Annotated in this window: 14 protein-coding genes; 8 read left to right on the top strand and 6 right to left on the bottom strand. The window is 58.0% G+C overall.

Annotated elements, in window-relative coordinates:
- Nucleotides 1–82 precede the first annotated feature (82 nt).
- The 4 genes from ACR0KC_RS04240 to ACR0KC_RS04225 all read right to left on the bottom strand — a co-directional run bounded on the left by ACR0KC_RS04240 (nucleotide 83) and on the right by ACR0KC_RS04225 (nucleotide 3,442).
- Nucleotides 83–583 (bottom strand): bactofilin family protein, encoded by a 501-nt coding sequence (locus tag ACR0KC_RS04240; RefSeq protein WP_170396528.1) that lies wholly within the window; start codon nucleotides 581–583, stop codon nucleotides 83–85.
- Nucleotides 573–1,898, bottom strand: a complete 1,326-nt coding sequence (locus ACR0KC_RS04235; RefSeq protein WP_480762591.1) for a DUF5930 domain-containing protein — start codon at nucleotides 1,896–1,898, stop codon at nucleotides 573–575. The genes ACR0KC_RS04240 and ACR0KC_RS04235 overlap by 11 nt, the downstream gene beginning before the upstream one ends.
- A gap of 178 nt (nucleotides 1,899–2,076) precedes the next feature.
- Nucleotides 2,077–2,895: a ferritin-like domain-containing protein gene (locus ACR0KC_RS04230; protein ID WP_480585689.1), complete on the bottom strand. Its 819-nt coding sequence runs from the start codon at nucleotides 2,893–2,895 to the stop codon at nucleotides 2,077–2,079.
- A gap of 85 nt (nucleotides 2,896–2,980) precedes the next feature.
- The gene (locus ACR0KC_RS04225; RefSeq protein WP_170396533.1) at nucleotides 2,981–3,442 is read right to left on the bottom strand and encodes a peroxiredoxin family protein; all 462 of its coding nucleotides are present in this window, start codon (nucleotides 3,440–3,442) and stop codon (nucleotides 2,981–2,983) included.
- 68 nt (nucleotides 3,443–3,510) lie between these two features.
- Between ACR0KC_RS04225 and ACR0KC_RS04220 the strand changes: the two genes are divergently transcribed.
- The 4 genes from ACR0KC_RS04220 to ACR0KC_RS04205 all read left to right on the top strand — a co-directional run bounded on the left by ACR0KC_RS04220 (nucleotide 3,511) and on the right by ACR0KC_RS04205 (nucleotide 10,049).
- Nucleotides 3,511–6,894 (top strand): YhdP family protein, encoded by a 3,384-nt coding sequence (locus ACR0KC_RS04220; protein ID WP_480771522.1) that lies wholly within the window; start codon nucleotides 3,511–3,513, stop codon nucleotides 6,892–6,894.
- Nucleotides 6,895–6,938: 44 nt separating this feature from the next.
- Complete coding sequence (gene queA, locus ACR0KC_RS04215) at nucleotides 6,939–7,985, top strand: tRNA preQ1(34) S-adenosylmethionine ribosyltransferase-isomerase QueA (protein WP_480705740.1); 1,047 nt, start codon at nucleotides 6,939–6,941, stop codon at nucleotides 7,983–7,985.
- Nucleotides 7,986–8,091: 106 nt separating this feature from the next.
- The gene (locus ACR0KC_RS04210; protein WP_170422201.1) at nucleotides 8,092–9,363 is read left to right on the top strand and encodes an MFS transporter; all 1,272 of its coding nucleotides are present in this window, start codon (nucleotides 8,092–8,094) and stop codon (nucleotides 9,361–9,363) included.
- A gap of 107 nt (nucleotides 9,364–9,470) precedes the next feature.
- Nucleotides 9,471–10,049 carry a DUF924 family protein gene (locus ACR0KC_RS04205; RefSeq protein ID WP_170396541.1) on the top strand — a complete coding sequence of 193 codons (579 nt, stop codon included), beginning with the start codon at nucleotides 9,471–9,473 and terminating at the stop codon, nucleotides 10,047–10,049.
- Here the strand turns inward: ACR0KC_RS04205 and ACR0KC_RS04200 are convergent.
- Entirely contained in the window at nucleotides 10,046–10,480 is a 435-nt protein-coding gene (locus ACR0KC_RS04200; protein ID WP_480771521.1) for a hypothetical protein, read from the bottom strand. The two genes, ACR0KC_RS04205 and ACR0KC_RS04200, sit on opposite strands and share 4 nt — an antisense overlap.
- Nucleotides 10,481–10,692: 212 nt before the next feature.
- Between ACR0KC_RS04200 and lpdA the strand changes: the two genes are divergently transcribed.
- Nucleotides 10,693–12,087, top strand: coding sequence for a dihydrolipoyl dehydrogenase (lpdA, locus tag ACR0KC_RS04195; protein ID WP_480771520.1), 1,395 nt, complete (start codon nucleotides 10,693–10,695; stop codon nucleotides 12,085–12,087).
- 134 nt (nucleotides 12,088–12,221) lie between these two features.
- Here lpdA and ACR0KC_RS04190 read toward each other — a convergent pair whose 3' ends face one another.
- The gene (locus ACR0KC_RS04190; RefSeq protein ID WP_480705106.1) at nucleotides 12,222–13,607 is read right to left on the bottom strand and encodes a dipeptidase; all 1,386 of its coding nucleotides are present in this window, start codon (nucleotides 13,605–13,607) and stop codon (nucleotides 12,222–12,224) included.
- A gap of 302 nt (nucleotides 13,608–13,909) precedes the next feature.
- Here ACR0KC_RS04190 and hemA point away from each other — a divergent pair, with 302 nt between their 5' ends.
- The 3 genes from hemA to ispG all read left to right on the top strand — a co-directional run bounded on the left by hemA (nucleotide 13,910) and on the right by ispG (nucleotide 17,670).
- The gene (gene hemA, locus ACR0KC_RS04185; RefSeq protein ID WP_480705104.1) at nucleotides 13,910–15,133 is read left to right on the top strand and encodes a 5-aminolevulinate synthase; all 1,224 of its coding nucleotides are present in this window, start codon (nucleotides 13,910–13,912) and stop codon (nucleotides 15,131–15,133) included.
- Between the two features lie 130 nt (nucleotides 15,134–15,263).
- A complete protein-coding gene (locus ACR0KC_RS04180) occupies nucleotides 15,264–16,478 on the top strand; it encodes a helix-turn-helix domain-containing protein (RefSeq protein ID WP_480771519.1) in 1,215 nt (404 codons plus the stop codon).
- Between the two features lie 70 nt (nucleotides 16,479–16,548).
- A complete protein-coding gene (gene ispG / locus ACR0KC_RS04175) occupies nucleotides 16,549–17,670 on the top strand; it encodes a flavodoxin-dependent (E)-4-hydroxy-3-methylbut-2-enyl-diphosphate synthase (RefSeq protein WP_170396552.1) in 1,122 nt (373 codons plus the stop codon).
- Nucleotides 17,671–17,672 lie beyond the last annotated feature (2 nt).

Genomic DNA, 17,672 nt, shown 5'->3' with positions numbered 1-17,672 from the left:
TCAGATTTAGACGAACACCCCAAAACAAAAAAACGCCGCAAGGTATCCTGCGGCGTTGCTGATTTGTCTTGCCGATAAGTGTTTACTGCTTCACTTCCGCCGCCGGGTTGGCACCCGATTTGCCGCTGCGGCCCGGGTTCAGCGGGTCGTCCTGACGCTGCACCGAACCTTCGAAATGCGCGCCGCTTTCAATGGCGATGGTCTTGTGGATGATGTCACCTTCGACGCGGGCGGTTGAGGTCAGGCGGACCTTCAGGCCGCGGACGCGGCCCACGATACGGCCGTTGACCACTACGTCATCTGCAGTGACTTCGCCCTTGATGGTGGCAGTCTCGCCGATGGTCAGCAGATGGGCGCGGATGTCTCCTTCGACGGTGCCCTCGACCTGGATATCGCCCGAGGTCTTGATGTTACCGGTGATGTGCAAATCCGAGGACAGCACCGATGCGGGTGGCTTGGGCTTGGGAGGGGTGCTGGCCTTTGTTTCAGCCGGTGCAGGTGTTGCCGGAGTGGCCGGAGCGGCTGGTTTTGCTGCCTCAGTCTCTTTCGATCCGGGTTCGTTGATTTTGCTCTTAGAAAACATTTCTCGCAGCCTTGATGTAAGTCATTGGGTTAACAGGTTTTCCGTTCACACGGACCTCGTAGTGCAGGTGTGTGCCGGTCGACCGTCCGGTGCTACCCATATCAGCAATATGATCCCCGCGCGAGACCCTTTGACCAACCTTTACGCGTACCTTGGTGTTATGAGCGTAAAGTGTCTCAATCCCAAAGGCGTGCTTGATCTTTACCAGCCGTCCGAAACCCGATTGCCAGCCTGCATGAGTGACAACACCATCAGCAGTCGCGAAGATATCGGTGCCCGAGGGGCCGGCGAAATCGGCGCCATTATGCATGCGGCGCCCGCCGGTTTTAGGGTCGCGGCGGGTTCCGTAGCCACTGGTATAACGGACAGCGGCGCGCACCGGGCTGGCGAAGGGGGCCTTTTCCGCAGCGATGCGATAGAGGTTCAGCTGGTCCATCTGTTCCAGCAGGATATTGGCGCGGATCTGGTCGGGGCTCAGCTCCTCACCGCGGGTGCTGAAGGATAAAGGGGTCAGCGGACCGCCCATACCGCTATATCCGCGCCGAACTTCGTCGAGGATACGATCTGTTGGCATGCCCGCGCTGCGGAACATCTTGTCGAGAGGTTCGACTGAGATCAGCATCGCCTCTTCCAACTGGCGGAAAATCTCGTCGCTGCGCTCCTGCATCAGGCGGATTTCAAGCTCGAGCTCGTCACGCTGGTCCAACGCGCCTTGCGCATCGGCGGCGATCTGGTCGCGCTGCGCCGCGGTCCGGGCCAGGGCATCGGTCATAAATGCCATCTGTTCCGGGTTTGCCGATGCCATCGCATAAGCCGCGTCCGCATCATTGCTGGGTTGCAGTTCGGCCAGTTTGGTCCGCGCGTCTTCGCGTTGCTTCATAGTGGCACGCAGCGTGGTTTGGATCACCTCGATGCCGGTTTCCAACTCGCGCCGGCGGTTTTCGGATTCCAGCAATTCGGACTGCATGACCGAAATCTGTTCCAGAGCTGCGTTAAACCTGTCATGTGCAGCCAGCGCTTCGGCCGCACGCGCATCGCGCTCTTCCGACAGGATGTTCAGACGTTCTTGATACGTAGCCTGATCGCGCTTGGCCTGTTCCCGGAAATTGCCCGATCCGATGCTGTCCATCAACAGAACTGACGTGGCAATCGCGGTCCAGGCGACCATCACCGACACACCGGCGACTGCAGCGATCTGAGTTTCAGAACTCAGTCGGATGAACCGTGTGTCGTTGTCAGATTTCAGAAAAACACGGCGCTCTGGAAAGTGCCGCTCGAGCAGTGAGTGTAGTTTAATTGCCAGACGTGTCCGCACGCGTCCTACCTCAATTGTCCCCATATCTCGGAGCCGGTCGTGAGTGAGTAGCCGCTCCTTGACGCGATTGCATAAAGCGGTCGAGGCATTCGGGCAAGTTTGTTAACCAATCAAGAGCTATGAACGGAGAATTACCGCACGTGATCGGCGAGAACTTGCCGATAGCGAGCATTTGCTGTCAATCCGACACAACTCCGGGTGGTGGCAGGTCTTCGGTCAGGGGCCAATAGAAATCTGGCGGCAGTCCGGCCTCGGCCCGTTTCTCTTCGTTAAATGGTGGTTTCAGCGCGCCGTGGAAATAGCGGCGGACGAGGGCGTGGAATACATCCTTGGGGTCGGCATTCTCGCGCCCGCACAAGAAGTGGAACCATTTCGAGCCATAGGCGACGTGACCAACTTCCTCGGCATAAATCACTTCCAGTGCAGCGACTGCGTCGTCAGCCTTGGCCTTGCGGAAAATGTCGACCATTCCGGGGGTCACGTCCAACCCACGTGCCTCAAGCACCATTGGGACGACGGCAAGACGACCCATAAGATCCTGTGCGGTGTCCTCGGCGGCGCGCCACATGCCTGCATGGGCGGGCAGGGCGCCATAGTGGCTGCCCATCTGTTCGAGGCAGTCGCAGACCATCTCAAAATGGCGCGATTCTTCTTCGGCGCATTTCACCCAATCGTCATAGAAGCCGATGGGCATGGGCACATGGCCAAAGCGCGCGATGATATCCCAATGCAGATCAACGGCGTTCAACTCTATATGAGCGACAGCGTGCAACAGTGCGATGCGGCCGGCCTCGGACCCAGCCCTTCGGCGCGGTACATCACGAGGCGACAACAGTTCGGGCTTTTCAGGTCGCGCAGGGTATAGCGGTGGCTTTGCGGTGCCCACTTCGATCTTGGGCGCGTCGCCCTGCCGGGCTGCGAACCAGGCAGCGGCGTATCGTTTGGACAGGGCGGTTTTCTCGCGACCGACTGATGTGGTCAAAACCTCGGTCGCCATTTCGGTCAGTGTTTTTGACACGCTTGCCCCCTTACGCTGCACTCCGCGCGGGTCATACCCTTGATGCCCGCGCGGGTCGAGAGGGCTAGAGCGCGCGTGCGGCCTCCAACACTTCGTCCACATGACCCGGCACTTTCACCTTGCGCCAGACACGGGCGATTTTTCCATCCGCATCAATCAGAAAGGTCGAGCGTTCGATCCCCATGGATTTGCGTCCGTACATGTTCTTTTCGACCCAGACGCCATAATCTTCGCACACGCTCTGACCCTCATCGGACAAAAGCGGCGTCGTAAGGCCGTGCTTGGCGACAAATTTGTCATGCTTTGCCACGGTATCGCGCGAGATGCCGAAAACGTTAGCACCCGCATCCGCAAAGGCTTGTAGTTGTTCCGAGAAACCGATGGATTCCTTGGTGCAGCCCGGCGTATCATCGCGGGGATAGAAAAACAGAACGACCGCGCGGCCACGCTGTTCCGACAGGGTCACCTCGCCGCCGCCGTCGCGAGGCAGTGTAAAGTCGGGTGCGATGTCTGAGACTTCGGGCATATTCAAACTCCGGCTGAGAAATTAACGGTTGCCGCATATCATAGGGCTCCGTTGACAGGTTGAAAGGCGTGAGACGCAAATTGGTCCAGCAAGAACAGCAGGATGACACGAAGGCGGATAAGAAACCCCGCCGTCGGTCGCGGCGTCGGACCGCCGGGCTGTGGACATTGCGCGGTGTCTTCATCCTTGGATTTCTGGCACTGGTCACCGGCTTTATGGTTGTCGGCCAGCGCATGCACGCGCCGGATTGGTTGCGCGACCGGGTCGAGGCGCGCCTTGATCAGACATTGGGTGGCGTCAAAGTTCGGTTCGGCGATGTCAGTTTCATCATTCATGAAGGCTGGCGTCCGCGACTGCGACTGACTGATGTTCGTATCAGCGATGCGGACGGACGGCAGATTGCCGAAGTGTCCGACCTGCGGGCCAGCCTGTCGATGCGCCCGCTGCTGCGCGGGCATGTGCGCCCGAAGCGGATCATATTGCAAGGCGCGCAGATTGCACTGACACGGGGTGTCGATGGAGCGCTGTCGCTGACCGTCGGTGCCGGAAGTGCGCCGGTCGGTCAGGCCCGGAACCTGGCGCAGCTGATTGAATCATCGGACGAGGTGTTCCAGGCGCCTATTTTGTCAGCCCTGACCTCGGTCGAACTGGATGCAATTACGCTGGACTATCAGGACCTGCGGTTGGGCCGGTCCTGGGTGCTGGACGGCGGGCGTATTCAGGCCAACCGCAGCGCGGGTGAGGTTCGTCTGGCCACCAATTTCTCGGTGCTGGCCGGTCGCGATTATGTCAGCACGATCGAGGCCAACTATACCAGTTTGCTGGGCAGTCCCGCTGCGCAGTTCGGCATCTCGATCACCGATCTTCCCGCCGAGGATATCGCAGGCCACAGCCCGGCGCTGGCATGGATGCAGGTACTTCGCACACCGATCTCAGGTGCTTTGAGGGGTGGCATTGATACTGAGGGCGCGCTGGGGCCGGTCTTTGCCACGTTGAATCTGGGTGCAGGCGCCGTGCAGCCCACGCCTGAAACAACACCGATCAAATTCGACGCGGCGCGGACGTATTTTACCTACGACCCGAAACAACAGGCGCTGGATTTCAACGAAGTCTCGATCCAGTCTGCCTGGGGTACGGTGCAGGCAGATGGCAAGGCCTTTCTACATGGGGTCAAAGCTGGCGGGTTGGACAGTATGTCGGGGCAGTTCCGCCTCAGCGGGATTGAGATCAACCCGGCCAATCTGTTCCCCGAAGCACTGAATCTGACGCGGGCCGATGTTGATTTCCAGATGAAACTTGCGCCGTTCCGTATACAGCTGGGGCAAATGACGGTTGAAGACGGTGCACATCGCGCACGGCTCAGCGGGTCTCTGGCTGGTTTGACCGACGGCTGGGTCGCAGCCATTGATGCACAGATTGATCGGATGAGCTCTGATCAGCTGTTGAACTACTGGCCCGAACGACTTGCCCCGAAACCGCGCCTTTGGGTCACCGATAACCTCTATCACGGAGAAATGTCCGATCTGGATTTCGCCCTGCGTTTGCGGCCCGGAGAAAAGCCGGACATCTATGCGGATTTCGAATTCGACAAGACCGAGATACGGTTCGCCAAGACGTTGCCAACCATCCAAGACGCGCAGGGACAGGCCAGCCTGCTCAACCGGCGCTTTACCGTCTCGGCGCAAAAGGGGATTGTGATCGCGGATGAAGGAGGTACCGTTGATGCCTCGGGCACCTCGTTCATCATCCCCGATACCGGCATCAAAAAAACCACCCCGGCCATTGCGCGGATTAAGGCCAGCGGCAGTGTAACCGCAGCCATGTCATTGCTGGACCGCCCGCCGCTGCAACTGTTGACCAAGGCCAATCTGCCGGTGGATCTGGCCGACGGTCAGGTCAGTCTGAGTGGAACGCTTTCCTTGCCGCTGATCAAGGGCCTGAAGCTGGAAGATACCAGGTTCCATTTCATTGGCGAGTTGTCGAATTTGGACAGCAGCAAGCTGGTACCCGGATTTGAAGTCAGCGCAGACCGATTGGACCTGAACGGCGACCAGACGCAAGTGGCCATCCAGGGCGAGGGGCTGTTTGGTGTCGTACCGGTTGAAGCGCTTTGGCGGCAGCCGATCGGAGGCGAAACCCCGCAGCAAAGCGAACTGACAGGTCAAATCGAACTCTCCCCGCGTCTGATGGAACAAATCAATGCCGGACTGCCGCGCGGCATGTTGACCGGAGAGGGGATCGCCGATTTCAGCCTGAGTCTTGGTGCGGGTGAGCCCCCGCGCTTATCGGCACAGTCCGATTTGGTTGGCGTCGCGTTGGCGATCCCTGAGCTTGGATGGCGCAAATCAGCCAGCACTGGCGGCTCTCTGACTGCCGAGGCCACGCTGGGCGCTCAGCTAAGTGTCGATTCCCTTCGGATCAACGCTGCTGGTCTACGGACAACTGCAGCGATCTCGTTCCGGGATGGCGGGTTCGAAAGGGTACGGTTCAGCACGTTCGAACTGGGCGACTGGCTTGCAGTTCCGGCGGAATTGATTGGGCGTGGCGCCGCGCTGCCGGATATCCGTGTGTTGGGCGGCGTCCTTGATCTGGGAAAATCCACCATCGGCGAGGGAGGCAGCAGCAGTGGTGCTGCCGGGCCCGGGCCAAAGCTGGATGTGAAGCTGGACCGACTACAAGTCACTGAATCCGTTGCGTTGACCGGGTTGACTGGCTCGTTTCAAACCACTGGCGGACTGACCGGCAACTTTGCGTCGCAAGTCAATGGCGGTGCAGCGATCCGCGGACAGGTCACCCCGCGCGCGTCCCGATCTGCGGTTGGTCTAACCTCGGACGATGCGGGGGCAGTTCTGCGATCAGCGGGGGTTCTGACGCAGGCACGCGGTGGAACAATGCAATTGCAGCTGGATCCGATCGCGGAGCCTGGAAACTATGACGTCGACCTGAAAATCAAAAATACGCGGATCACGGACGCCCCGGCCATGGCAGCGATATTGAACGCGATCAGTCTGGTGGGGTTGCTGGATGAAATGGCGGGGCAAGGTATTTTCTTCGCAGCCATCGACAGCAAAATGCGTATCACTCCGACCGAGGTGAAGGTGCTGAGCGGTAGTGCCGTGGGGCCATCAATGGGGCTGTCCTTTGATGGTACGGTCGACACTGTAGCCGGGATGCTGAACCTGCGCGGCGCGATTTCACCGATCTATCTGGTCAATGCAATTGGCAGCGTTCTGACCAAAAAGGGGGAAGGTATCTTTGCCTTCAACTACACTTTATCCGGACCGCTGTCCGACCCGCAAGTTTCGGTCAATCCTCTGTCTGGTCTCGCACCTCTGTTTCTGCGCAACCTGTTGCGCGAGCCTGCGCCAACGGTCTCGGATGGCCCGAATGCCACACCGGATCGATCTGGCGAACCCAATCCCGCCTTCCAGACACGTGGCGAGGATCGCTGATCTGAGCTGTGGCCGAATCTGTCGGGCCGATGTATGGCGCGGCCATGAAACTCAGCGACTTTGACTTCCACCTGCCCGAACACCTGATTGCCATGCGTCCCGCCAGCCCGCGCTCGTCCGCGCGACTGCTGCTTGCGCAGGGTGATGCTGTTCAGGACCGGCGCGTGTTCGATCTGCCGGACATATTGCAGCCCGGGGACCGTCTGGTGCTGAACGACACCCGCGTCATTCCCGCTCGCCTCAGCGGTCGCCGCCACCGTGACAGCGCGCAAGGGCCGGTATCTGCCGCGATTGAGGCGACATTGCTGGACCCGCAATCTGATGGTTGTTGGGCCGCGCTGATCAAGCCGCTTAAGAAGATCAAACCGGGCGAAGAGATCGTATTCTCAGACGATCTGAGCGCAACCCTGGACCGAGTTGCCGATGGCCAAGCCTATCTGCGCTTTAACCTGACCGGAGAGGATTTCGATCAAGCGTTGGAGCAGGCCGGCGCGATGCCGTTGCCTCCCTACATCGCAGCGAAACGTGCAGCGGATGAACAGGACAAGACCGACTACCAAACTGTGTGGGCGCGAAACTCCGGAGCCGTAGCGGCCCCAACCGCGTCCTTGCATTTTGATGATGCGCTTTTGCAGGCGCTATCGGAGCGCGGTGTCGAGTTCACGCATGTCACGCTGCATGTGGGGGCAGGCACATTTCTGCCGGTCAAAGTGGAAGACGTGACCTCCCACAAGATGCACGCCGAATGGGGACGGGTCAGCGCGCAGGCCGCTGCCGAGATTGCGGCGACCAAAGAAGCGGGCGGGCGCGTTATCCCGGTGGGCACAACCGCCCTTCGACTGATCGAAAGCGCGGCACGCTGCGGCCGGATCGCGCCGTGGGAAGGCGAGACCGATATCTTCATATACCCAGGTTTTGAATTTCACGTCACTGATGCGCTGATGACCAACTTCCACCTGCCGAAATCCACATTGCTGATGCTGGTTTCGGCGTTGATTGGGCAGGATCGGATCAAGTCGGTCTATGACCACGCTATCGCAGAAGAATATCGCTTTTTCTCATACGGCGACGCGTCTCTGCTGATACCATAGTCGTATCTTGGCCATCTGCGCCCTTACAATGTCGTAGACAAGCGCGACGTGCTTCGTCATTGACGGCAAAGCGGACAAAACACACCGGCAATTTTGGATAGGCAGAATGCTTCAGGTTCTTTCCAGCGCTTGGGCGCTTCTTCTGGGAATGGGGTTGCTGATGGTCGGCAACGGCCTGCAGGGCACGTTGCTGGGGGTGCGTGGAGAAATCGAGGGATTCTCGACTCTAGAGATGTCCTTTGTGATGTCGGCCTATTTCCTTGGGTTCCTTGGCGGCTCGCGTCTGGCACCTGAAATGATCCGCCGCGTCGGGCACGTGCGCGTGTTTGCGGCGCTGGCCTCGTTTATCTCGGCGGTCATGATCATGTATCCGATGCTGACCGATCCAATTGCATGGTCGATTGGCCGCGTGATTATCGGGTTCTGTTTTTCGGGCGTGTATGTGACCGCGGAAAGCTGGCTGAACAATGCCGCAAACAACGAGAACCGAGGGCAGGCGCTGTCGCTTTATATGATGGTGCAGATGACAGGTGTGGTGAGTGCCCAGGCCTTGTTGCTGGTCGGCGACCCGGCAGGATATGAGACCTTTGTCATCGCTTCTATACTGGTTTCGATCTCATTTGCGCCTATCCTGCTGTCCATTTCTCCGACCCCGGCGTTCGATACCACCAAACCGATGACATTGCGCCAGCTGATGGAAACATCGCCGCTGGGCTGCGTCGGCATGTTCTTGCTTGGCGGGATATTTTCAGCGCAATTCGGGATGAGCGCCGTTTATGGCGCCCAGGTTGGATTGAGTCTGGTCGAGATTTCGACCTTCGTAGCGGTGTTTTATATCGGCGCCGTAGTCCTGCAATATCCGTTGGGCTGGATGTCCGACAGAATGGACCGCCGTCTGCTGATCATGCTGGTGGCCGCTGTTGGTGGGGTAGGCGCCGTGATAGGCATGATACTGGGCGTCACTTTCACCATGCTTCTCGTAGCTGCCTTTATCATCGGCGGCATGACAAGCCCGCTCTATTCTCTGTTGATCGCGTATACCAATGACTACTTGGAGTATGACGATATGTCGGCGGCTTCGGGCGGCCTGGTTTTTATTAACGGCTTGGGCGCTATCGCAGGTCCAATTATCACCGGTTGGCTAATGGGGGCTGGCGTGCTCGGCCCACAAGGCTTTTTCCTGTTCATCGCGGCGCTGATGTTCATCATGGCCGCCTATGCGGCCTATCGTATGACCCAGCGCGTCTACAAACCCGTGGATGAAACCGGATCGATTGCCCCGATTTACCCGACATCTTCGCCCGTTGCTCTGGAAGTTGCGCAAGAGGTCGCCATTGAGGCAGCCCAGGACGAGCAGGATACGCAAGAACCCGCCTGAGCGCCGGAAATGTGACTTTTGTGTTGCAATATGTTACTGTCACAAATCTGTAAAAGTGATTTTAATGACGTTACGTCCTGGGGAGGGCAATTACGGAGTCTAGGGCAATGGTAGGTCCTGAAGAAGTATTGAGTTTTTGGTTAGATGAGGTTGGCCCCGAGGGGTGGTACCTGCAGGATGAAGCGCTGGATGCGCGGATCCGGGATAAATTTCTTTCAACATGGGAAGCCGCGTGTGAGGGTAAATTCTCGCTTTGGCTGACCTATCCTAGCGGTTCGCTGGCCTATATTATTCTTATGGATCAGTTGCCTCGCAACATGTTCCGAGGAAGCAAACAGGCCTTTGCATCGGATCGGGCAGCACTGGCTGCAGCGAAATGCGCGGTCGACAAAGGCTGGGATCTTAAGATCGACGAACCGGCGCGGCAGTTCTTTTATTTGCCGATGATGCATTCGGAAAATCTGTGCGATCAGGAGCGCTGTGTGCGCCTTATGATCGAACGGATGCCGGAAGGCGGCGAGAGCAATCTGCTTCATGCGCGCGCTCATCGTGAAGTGATCCGCAAGTTCGGTCGTTTCCCGTATCGAAACGATGCGCTGGAACGCGCGACCACTGAACACGAAGCCGCATATGTCAGTAATGGCGGATATGGTTCGACTGTGCGCGAGTTGCAGGCCGCGACCTAGGTCGTGGGCTCACAGCCTTTTAGGATCAGAAGGCGGTCGGTGACAGTGTCGGCGGATGTCGTGATGGCATAGTCGATCAAGTCTTCTGGTTTTTCGACCAGGCCCGCCAATCGGGTCTGAGTGTCTTCCAGCTTCCCCTCCAGATCACCCAAACGTCGCAATGCCGCATTCAGCTGTTGGCGCGTGACCGCATCGAGTTGCGTGCCCTGACTGCTAAGGGTTGCAAGATCGCTGCGCAACGCGGCCAGTTCCCCACGAATTCCCTGCGCCTGATCTCGTAGCGGCGCCACGACCTGCAGGTTCTCAGCAAACCCGACCCGGATCTGATCGACAGACTGCGCAAGTTTCCACCCCAGAAACAGGCATAAAGCCAACAATATCAATGTCGCGTTCAAAAGAGCGAGCAGTAAATCTTTGAGCGTTTTAGCCATGATACGCCTTTCGAAAATCGGGAAGGTCAAAAACTGGTAGTGCATATTCGTCAGTTCTAGCCTTTGCGGTAACGTGGGTATAGGCTGAATTCAGCCCCAAATACCTGATTTGACCCCGCGTCACATATGTCGCGGGCTCTGATGTTGATGCGTTGTAAAAAATAGTTTAACGGTAAACTAGTTTTTGAACTGACCTGTGCCGAGAGGGAAACATGGCTGCACAATCTTATGATCTGATCGTAATCGGGGCTGGCCCCGGTGGCTATGTAGCCGCTATTCGCGCGGCGCAACTGGGCCTGAAGACCGCTGTTGTCGAGCGCGAGCATCTGGGTGGTATCTGCCTGAACTGGGGTTGTATCCCGACAAAGGCACTACTGCGGTCATCGGAAGTGTTTCACCTGATGGAGCGTGCCAAGGATTTTGGCTTGAAAGCCGACAAGGTCGGCTACGATCTGGATGCGGTTGTGAAGCGCTCGCGCGGTGTTGCCGCGCAGTTGTCCGGCGGTATAGGTCATCTGCTGAAAAAGAACAAAGTCGCTGTTGTCATGGGCGAGGCATCGATCCCCGCCAAGGGCAAGGTCAGCGTCAAAACAGACAAAGGCACGGAAGACCTAACCGCGAAGAATATCGTTCTGGCCACCGGTGCCCGGGCGCGCGAACTGCCGGGCCTTGAAGCGGATGGCGATCTGGTCTGGACGTACAAACACGCGCTGCAACCGCCGCGGATGCCCAAGAAACTGCTGGTCATCGGCTCGGGTGCGATCGGGATCGAATTCGCCAGCTTCTATAACACGTTGGGCGCGGACACGACCGTGGTCGAGGTGATGGATCGAGTGCTGCCTGTAGAAGATGCCGAGATCAGTGCATTTGCCAAGAAAGCTTTCACCAAGCAGGGCATGACCATCATGGAAAAGGCGATGGTTAAACAATTGGACCGCGCCAAGGGCAAGGTGACTGCGCATATCGAGCTGAAAGGCAAGGTTGAGAAACACGATTTTGACACGGTGATCTCGGCCGTGGGCATCGTCGGCAATGTGGAAAACCTCGGGCTTGAAGCCTTGGGTGTGAAGATCGACCGCACGCACGTGGTCACCGATGAATACTGCCGCACTGGGGTAGACGGGCTTTACGCAATAGGTGATATCGCCGGGGCGCCCTGGCTGGCACACAAAGCCAGCCACGAAGGCGTGATGGTAGCTGAGCTGATCGCGGGCAAACACGCACATCCGGTCAAGCCTGAAAGCATCGCGGGCTGCACTTATTGCCAGCCTCAGGTCGCTTCGGTTGGGTATAGCGAAGCCAAGGCCAAAGAGCTGGGCTATGAGATCAAGGTCGGACGCTTCCCGTTCATCGGCAACGGCAAGGCCATCGCGCTTGGTGAGCCCGAGGGACTGATCAAGACCGTCTTCGATGCCAAGACTGGGGAACTGCTAGGTGCACACATGATCGGTGCCGAAGTCACAGAGCTTATTCAGGGCTATGTGGTCGGTCGCCAGTTGGAAACCACTGAAGAAGACCTGATGAACACCGTCTTCCCGCATCCGACGCTGTCTGAAATGATGCATGAAAGCGTGCTGGATGCCTATGGACGCGTGATCCACATGTAAGGACAGGGGGCTCTGCCCCCGCCGCGGCAAGCCGCGACTCCCCCGAGATATTTATAGCCAGATGAAGCAGGGGATCCGTACTTCATCTGGCCGAAAATACCTCGGAGCGCGAGGCAGAGCCTCGCAAAGGATCCTCATTTATTTATTGCTTCCAATATACGGGCCCACGAGCGGATGCCTTTGTGGAAGCTTTTGACGTCGTATTTCTCGTTCGGCGAGTGGATGGCATCATCGTCATTGGCATACCCAACCAGCATCGAATCCAGCCCCAACACTGTATTGAAATATCCAACCACCGGGATTGATCCGCCCATCCCGGTGAAAACGGCCTCGCGATTCCACTCGTCCGAAAGTGCTCTGCGGGCCGCTTCGAATTCTGGGCGGCTAAGGTTCATCACCGAAGCAGGAGAGCCTTCGAGATCACTGTCCCAGACCACTTTTGCATCCGTAGACAGGCGCTCTTCGACATGTTTGCGGATCCTTTTGCGGAGCGCGTCCGGGTCCATGTCGCCGACCAGGCGGCAGGTGATCTTGCAATGTGCCTCGGACGGGATAACGGTTTTGGATCCCGCGCCGTTGTAACCTCCCCAAAGGCCATTCACTTCGAGCGTGGGTCGCGCCCATTGTTGTTCCAGCGTGGAATAGCCTGTTTCACCGTGCGGCTCGGTATAGCCAACCGAATTCAGGTATTCCGCTTCATCGAACCCGCAATTCTCCCATTGGCGCAACTGCTCGGCCGGGACTTCGTGTACGCCTTCGTAAAAACCTTCGACTGCGACGCGGCCGGTTTCTTCATCATAGAAGGATGCGACGATGCGCGACAGTTCCCGCAGCGGGTTCAGACCCGGCCCGCCATAGTGGCCCGAATGCAGGTCGATGCGGGGACCGATGATTGTGAATTCATCCTTGAGCATGCCGCGCAATTGCGACGCTATCGAAGGCACCCCCCGCGACACCATCGAAGTATCACAGACCAGCGCGAGATCCGCCTGAAGCTCGGATTTGTTTGCTTTGAGAAATGGCACGAGCGAGGGCGACCCGGATTCTTCCTCACCTTCGAAGAAAAACGTGATGCGGCAGGGCAGGGTGCCATGCACTGCTTTCCAGGCGCGGCAGGCCTCGACGAAGGTCATCAGTTGGCCTTTGTCGTCAGAAGCGCCGCGCCCGCGTATCACCTGTCCGTGTGGAGTGTCTTCCAAAGCCGGATCGAAAGGATCGCGTGTCCACAGCTCCAGCGGATCGACAGGTTGCACATCATAGTGCCCATAGAACAGAACATGCGGCCCACCGCTGTCCTCACCGACATGGCCAACGACCATGGGATGTCCCGGAGTTTCGCGCTTTTCGGCTGCAATACCGATACTTTTCAGATCCGCCACCAGCCAATCGGCAGCCAGGTCGACTTGGTCCTTGAAGGCCGGGTCAGTCGAGATGGAGGGAATGCGCAGAAACTCCATCAGGCGGTCGATGGAGGTGGTCAGATCGGCGTCGATCCGGCTCAGTACAGCGTCAAGCGACATAGGGGTCTCCTGGGAAGGTCTTGAAATTGGGCAGAGCCTATCAGCATGGGCGGTACCGTCCAGCAGGTTTCTGTGCTGGATCTGGGGGAAAGGCCTGCGGCGTTTCCTCGCGTCTTGTGGTCGTAACTTTGCTTGTCGGTTTAGGCGTTTGGCGTTATTTGATGCAAATCAAAGTTGGGTTCGGCTGTTCGGCTGTAGGCCAGTTGGACAGATGAACGCGACGCCATACTTCCAGCCCGGCTTGTGAAGTGGCGAAAAAAGTCGCCCGGGGCTACAATAACCGGGCATCCAAGGAGGGTCCGTTGGACTATACTGCTCAGCTCGATACAGCGATTGCCAGGCTGCATGACGAAGGACGTTATCGAACCTTTATCGATATTGAACGTCGGAACGGTCATTTTCCGTATGCGGTACGGACTTGTCCCGATGGTTCGCAGCAGAACATCACCGTGTGGTGTGGCAATGATTATTTGGGCATGGGTCAGAATCCTGTTGTTTTGGAGGCCATGCACGAGGCGGTGGAGGCCGCAGGCGCAGGCTCGGGCGGGACGCGCAACATTTCAGGCACGACAGTCTATCACAAACGGCTGGAAGCTGAATTGGCGGACTTGCACGGCAAAGAAGCCGCACTGCTATTCACGAGTGCCTATATCGCCAATGACGCGACACTCAGCACTCTGCCAAAACTGTTCCCCGGCCTGATTATATATTCCGATGCACTGAACCATGCGTCGATGATCGAAGGCGTGCGCCGCAACGGGGGTGCCAAACGCATCTTCCGCCACAATGACGTGGCACATCTGCGTGAGTTGCTGGAGGCTGATGACCCTGCAGCCCCCAAGCTGATCGCGTTTGAGTCGGTCTATTCGATGGATGGCGATTTCGGACCCATTGAAGAGATTTGCGATCTGGCCGATGAATTCGGTGCTTTGACCTATATTGATGAGGTTCACGCGGTTGGCATGTACGGCCCCCGCGGCGGGGGTGTAACCGAGCGTGATCGGTTGGCGCATCGCATTGACATCATCAACGGAACGCTTGCCAAAGCCTATGGTGTCATGGGCGGCTACATCGCGGCTAGTGCCAAGATGTGTGACGCCATCCGGTCCTATGCGCCGGGCTTCATCTTCACTACCTCGCTGCCACCTGCGGTTGCGGCAGGGGCGGCAGCCTCGGTGGCCTATCTCAAGCGCGCGCCTGAACTGCGCGAGCAGCACCAGACCCAGGCCAGCATTCTTAAGCTGAGGCTGAAAGGGCTTGGCATGCCTCTGATTGATCACGGCAGCCACATTGTGCCGGTGATCGTTGGCAACCCAGTCCACACCAAGAAGTTGAGCGATATGCTGCTGGATGACTATGGTATCTATGTGCAGCCAATCAATTTCCCGACCGTTCCGCGCGGCACCGAACGTCTGCGGTTTACGCCATCTCCGGTGCATGGACCCGACGAAATGAACCGTCTGGTGCAGGCGATGGACGAACTTTGGTCACATTGTGCGCTAAATCGCGCCGAACTTGCTGGATAACCTCACGCTAAAGTGTGCAACGAGTTTGCTGCGTGTTAAGCTTACGCTAACAAAAGAAGCGGACGAATCGTTATAGGGGCGATTCGACGTTTGCGCGTAACACGCGACAGGCAAAGATGGGGCAGCAGGAATGATTGGGCGCAGATCACAGCGCGATTCCGAAGAAGACATGGACGTCAGACCCAAGGGTTTTGATGACTATGAGGTACGGCTTGGCGATGTCATGCGCGGCGAACGTGCAACGATGGGCAAGTCGCTTCTGGATGTGCAGCGTGAACTGCGAATCAAAGCCAACTACATCGCCGCCATCGAAAATGCAGATCCCGATGCCTTTGACACACCCGGCTTCATCGCCGGGTATGTGCGTTCATATGCCCGCTATCTGGGCATGAACCCCGATGAGACTTTTGCGACCTTCTGTCAGGAAAGCGGTTTCGAGGTTGCGCATGGCATGTCGGCCGAGGCGTCGGTGGTCAAAAAAGCGCAAGGTGGTTTGCCCTCACGCGGGCCGATGGGACGTGATCCGTTTGTCTCGCCCAGTACGCCTTATATACCGGGCCGCGAATCCGTAGTCAGCCAGATTGAACCGCGTGCTATTGGATCGACGCTGGTGCTGTTGGCCGTCATTGGCGGCATCGGTTATGGGGGCTGGTCGGTTCTGAACCGCATTCAGCAGGTGCAGGTCAGCCCGGTTGAGCAGGCCCCCGTCGTGCTTACAGACCTTGACCCGCTGGATGCCGCACAGGCCCGGCCCGAGGCAACGGAACTGGCCAGCGCCGAGGTGCCAAGCTCTGAAGCGCTGGATCGTCTGTATCGTCCGCAGGCACTTGATGTGCCGGTGCTGGTGGCGCGGGATGCGCCGATTTCCACCCTTGATCCGCGCAATGTCGGAACGTTCCGCGCGCCCGAACCTCCGCAGATCAAGGTGACCGAAGTTCATACGGTTGAACGCCCGGCCTTGCCTCAAGTGGTTGAAAAGCTGGATACGACGCTGAAGATCGTGGCCGTGAACCCTGCTTGGATGCGTGTCACGGCAGCCGATGGCAGCGTGATTTTCGAAGGAACTCTGGGTACCGTTGAGCAGGGCAGCACGTTTGAAGTGCCGCTCACCGAGGAACCCCCGCAACTGCGAGCAGGAGCCGCGGGGTCGGTCTATTTCTCGATGAATGGCGAACATTTTGGTCCTGTGGGCGCGCCGGGTACGGTGGCCAAAGGTGTTGTTCTGTCAAAAGATGCCGTTGCAGAAACCTTCGCAGTTGCCGATCTTGAGGCCGATCAGAACAGCGCACTCAAGCAACTGGTGGCCGAGTTGCAGACCGAGGCGGCAGAAGCGCCCACCGAGTGATCTTGGCATTGCTCCCCAAGGGATGGCGAACTATCTAAGGGTCAATTCAGGCTGATCCGGATCGATCCTCATGTCGCTCAATCACGTGCGCCCTTGGCGCAATATCTATCGCCGCAAATCCCGTCAGATCATGGTTGGCAATGTGCCCGTCGGAGGTGACGCACCGATTGCCGTGCAGACCATGACCAACACGCTGACCACCGACGTGGCTGCGACCGTGGCACAGGTGCAGGCGGCAGCAGAGGCGGGGGCGGATATCGTGCGGGTCTCGGTCCCGGATGAGGCCTCGTCAAAAGCGCTGAAAGAGATCGTGCGCGAAAGCCCTGTTCCTATCGTGGCTGATATTCATTTCCACTACCGTCGCGGAATCGAATCCGCCGAGGCCGGTGCGGCCTGTCTGCGGATCAATCCGGGCAATATCGGCGATGAAAAACGGGTGAAAGAGGTCATCAAAGCCGCGCGAGACCACAATTGCTCGATCCGGATCGGGGTGAACGCAGGGAGCCTGGAAAAGCACCTGCTTGAGAAATACGGCGAGCCGTGCCCCGAAGCGATGGTCGAGAGCGGGTTGGAGCATATCCGTATTCTCGAAGACAACGATTTTCACAACTTCAAGATCAGCGTGAAAGCCAGCGATGTATTCCTGTCAGCCGCGGCTTATCAGGGCATTGCCGAGGCGACGGATGCGCCCATCCATCTGGGCATCACCGAGGCCGGAGGGCTGGTCAGCGGCACCATCAAATCGGCCATCGGTCTGGGCAATCTGCTGTGGATGGGCATTGGCGACACGATCCGCGTCAGCCTGTCTGCTGATCCGGTGGAAGAGGTCAAGGTCGGCTATGAGATCCTGAAATCTCTGGGCCTGCGCCATCGCGGCGTGAACATCATCTCATGCCCCTCCTGCGCGCGACAGGGTTTTGACGTAATCAAAACGGTTGAGGCGTTGGAGCATCGCTTGGAACACATCAAGACACCCATGAGCCTGTCGATCATCGGCTGTGTCGTGAACGGTCCGGGTGAGGCGCTGATGACCGATGTCGGTTTCACCGGTGGCGGGGCAGGCTCGGGCATGGTCTATCTGGCAGGCAAAGCCAGCCACAAGATGTCAAACGACCAGATGATTGATCACATCGTTGAAGAGGTCGAAAAGAAGGCAGCAGAGCTGGATGCGGCAGCTGAAGCTGCTGAGTAACA

It is taken from the genome of Ruegeria sp. CF3 (genome assembly GCF_056537365.1).
This window is presented reverse-complemented; position numbering and strand designations above follow the sequence as displayed.

Bases quoted from the DNA above. Each gene is read 5' to 3' on its own strand.
- ACR0KC_RS04200 (WP_480771521.1), bottom strand. From the start codon at position 10,480: ATGGCTAAAACGCTCAAAGATTTACTGCTCGCTCTTTTGAACGCGACA.
- ispG (WP_170396552.1), top strand. From the start codon at position 16,549: ATGTCGCTCAATCACGTGCGCCCTTGGCGCAATATCTATCGCCGCAAA.
- ACR0KC_RS04240 (WP_170396528.1), bottom strand. From the start codon at position 583: ATGTTTTCTAAGAGCAAAATCAACGAACCCGGATCGAAAGAGACTGAG.
- ACR0KC_RS04180 (WP_480771519.1), top strand. From the start codon at position 15,264: ATGATTGGGCGCAGATCACAGCGCGATTCCGAAGAAGACATGGACGTC.
- ACR0KC_RS04210 (WP_170422201.1), top strand. From the start codon at position 8,092: ATGCTTCAGGTTCTTTCCAGCGCTTGGGCGCTTCTTCTGGGAATGGGG.
- queA (WP_480705740.1), top strand. From the start codon at position 6,939: ATGAAACTCAGCGACTTTGACTTCCACCTGCCCGAACACCTGATTGCC.
- ACR0KC_RS04205 (WP_170396541.1), top strand. From the start codon at position 9,471: ATGGTAGGTCCTGAAGAAGTATTGAGTTTTTGGTTAGATGAGGTTGGC.
- ACR0KC_RS04225 (WP_170396533.1), bottom strand. From the start codon at position 3,442: ATGCCCGAAGTCTCAGACATCGCACCCGACTTTACACTGCCTCGCGAC.
- ACR0KC_RS04230 (WP_480585689.1), bottom strand. From the start codon at position 2,895: ATGGCGACCGAGGTTTTGACCACATCAGTCGGTCGCGAGAAAACCGCC.
- lpdA (WP_480771520.1), top strand. From the start codon at position 10,693: ATGGCTGCACAATCTTATGATCTGATCGTAATCGGGGCTGGCCCCGGT.
- ACR0KC_RS04190 (WP_480705106.1), bottom strand. From the start codon at position 13,607: ATGTCGCTTGACGCTGTACTGAGCCGGATCGACGCCGATCTGACCACC.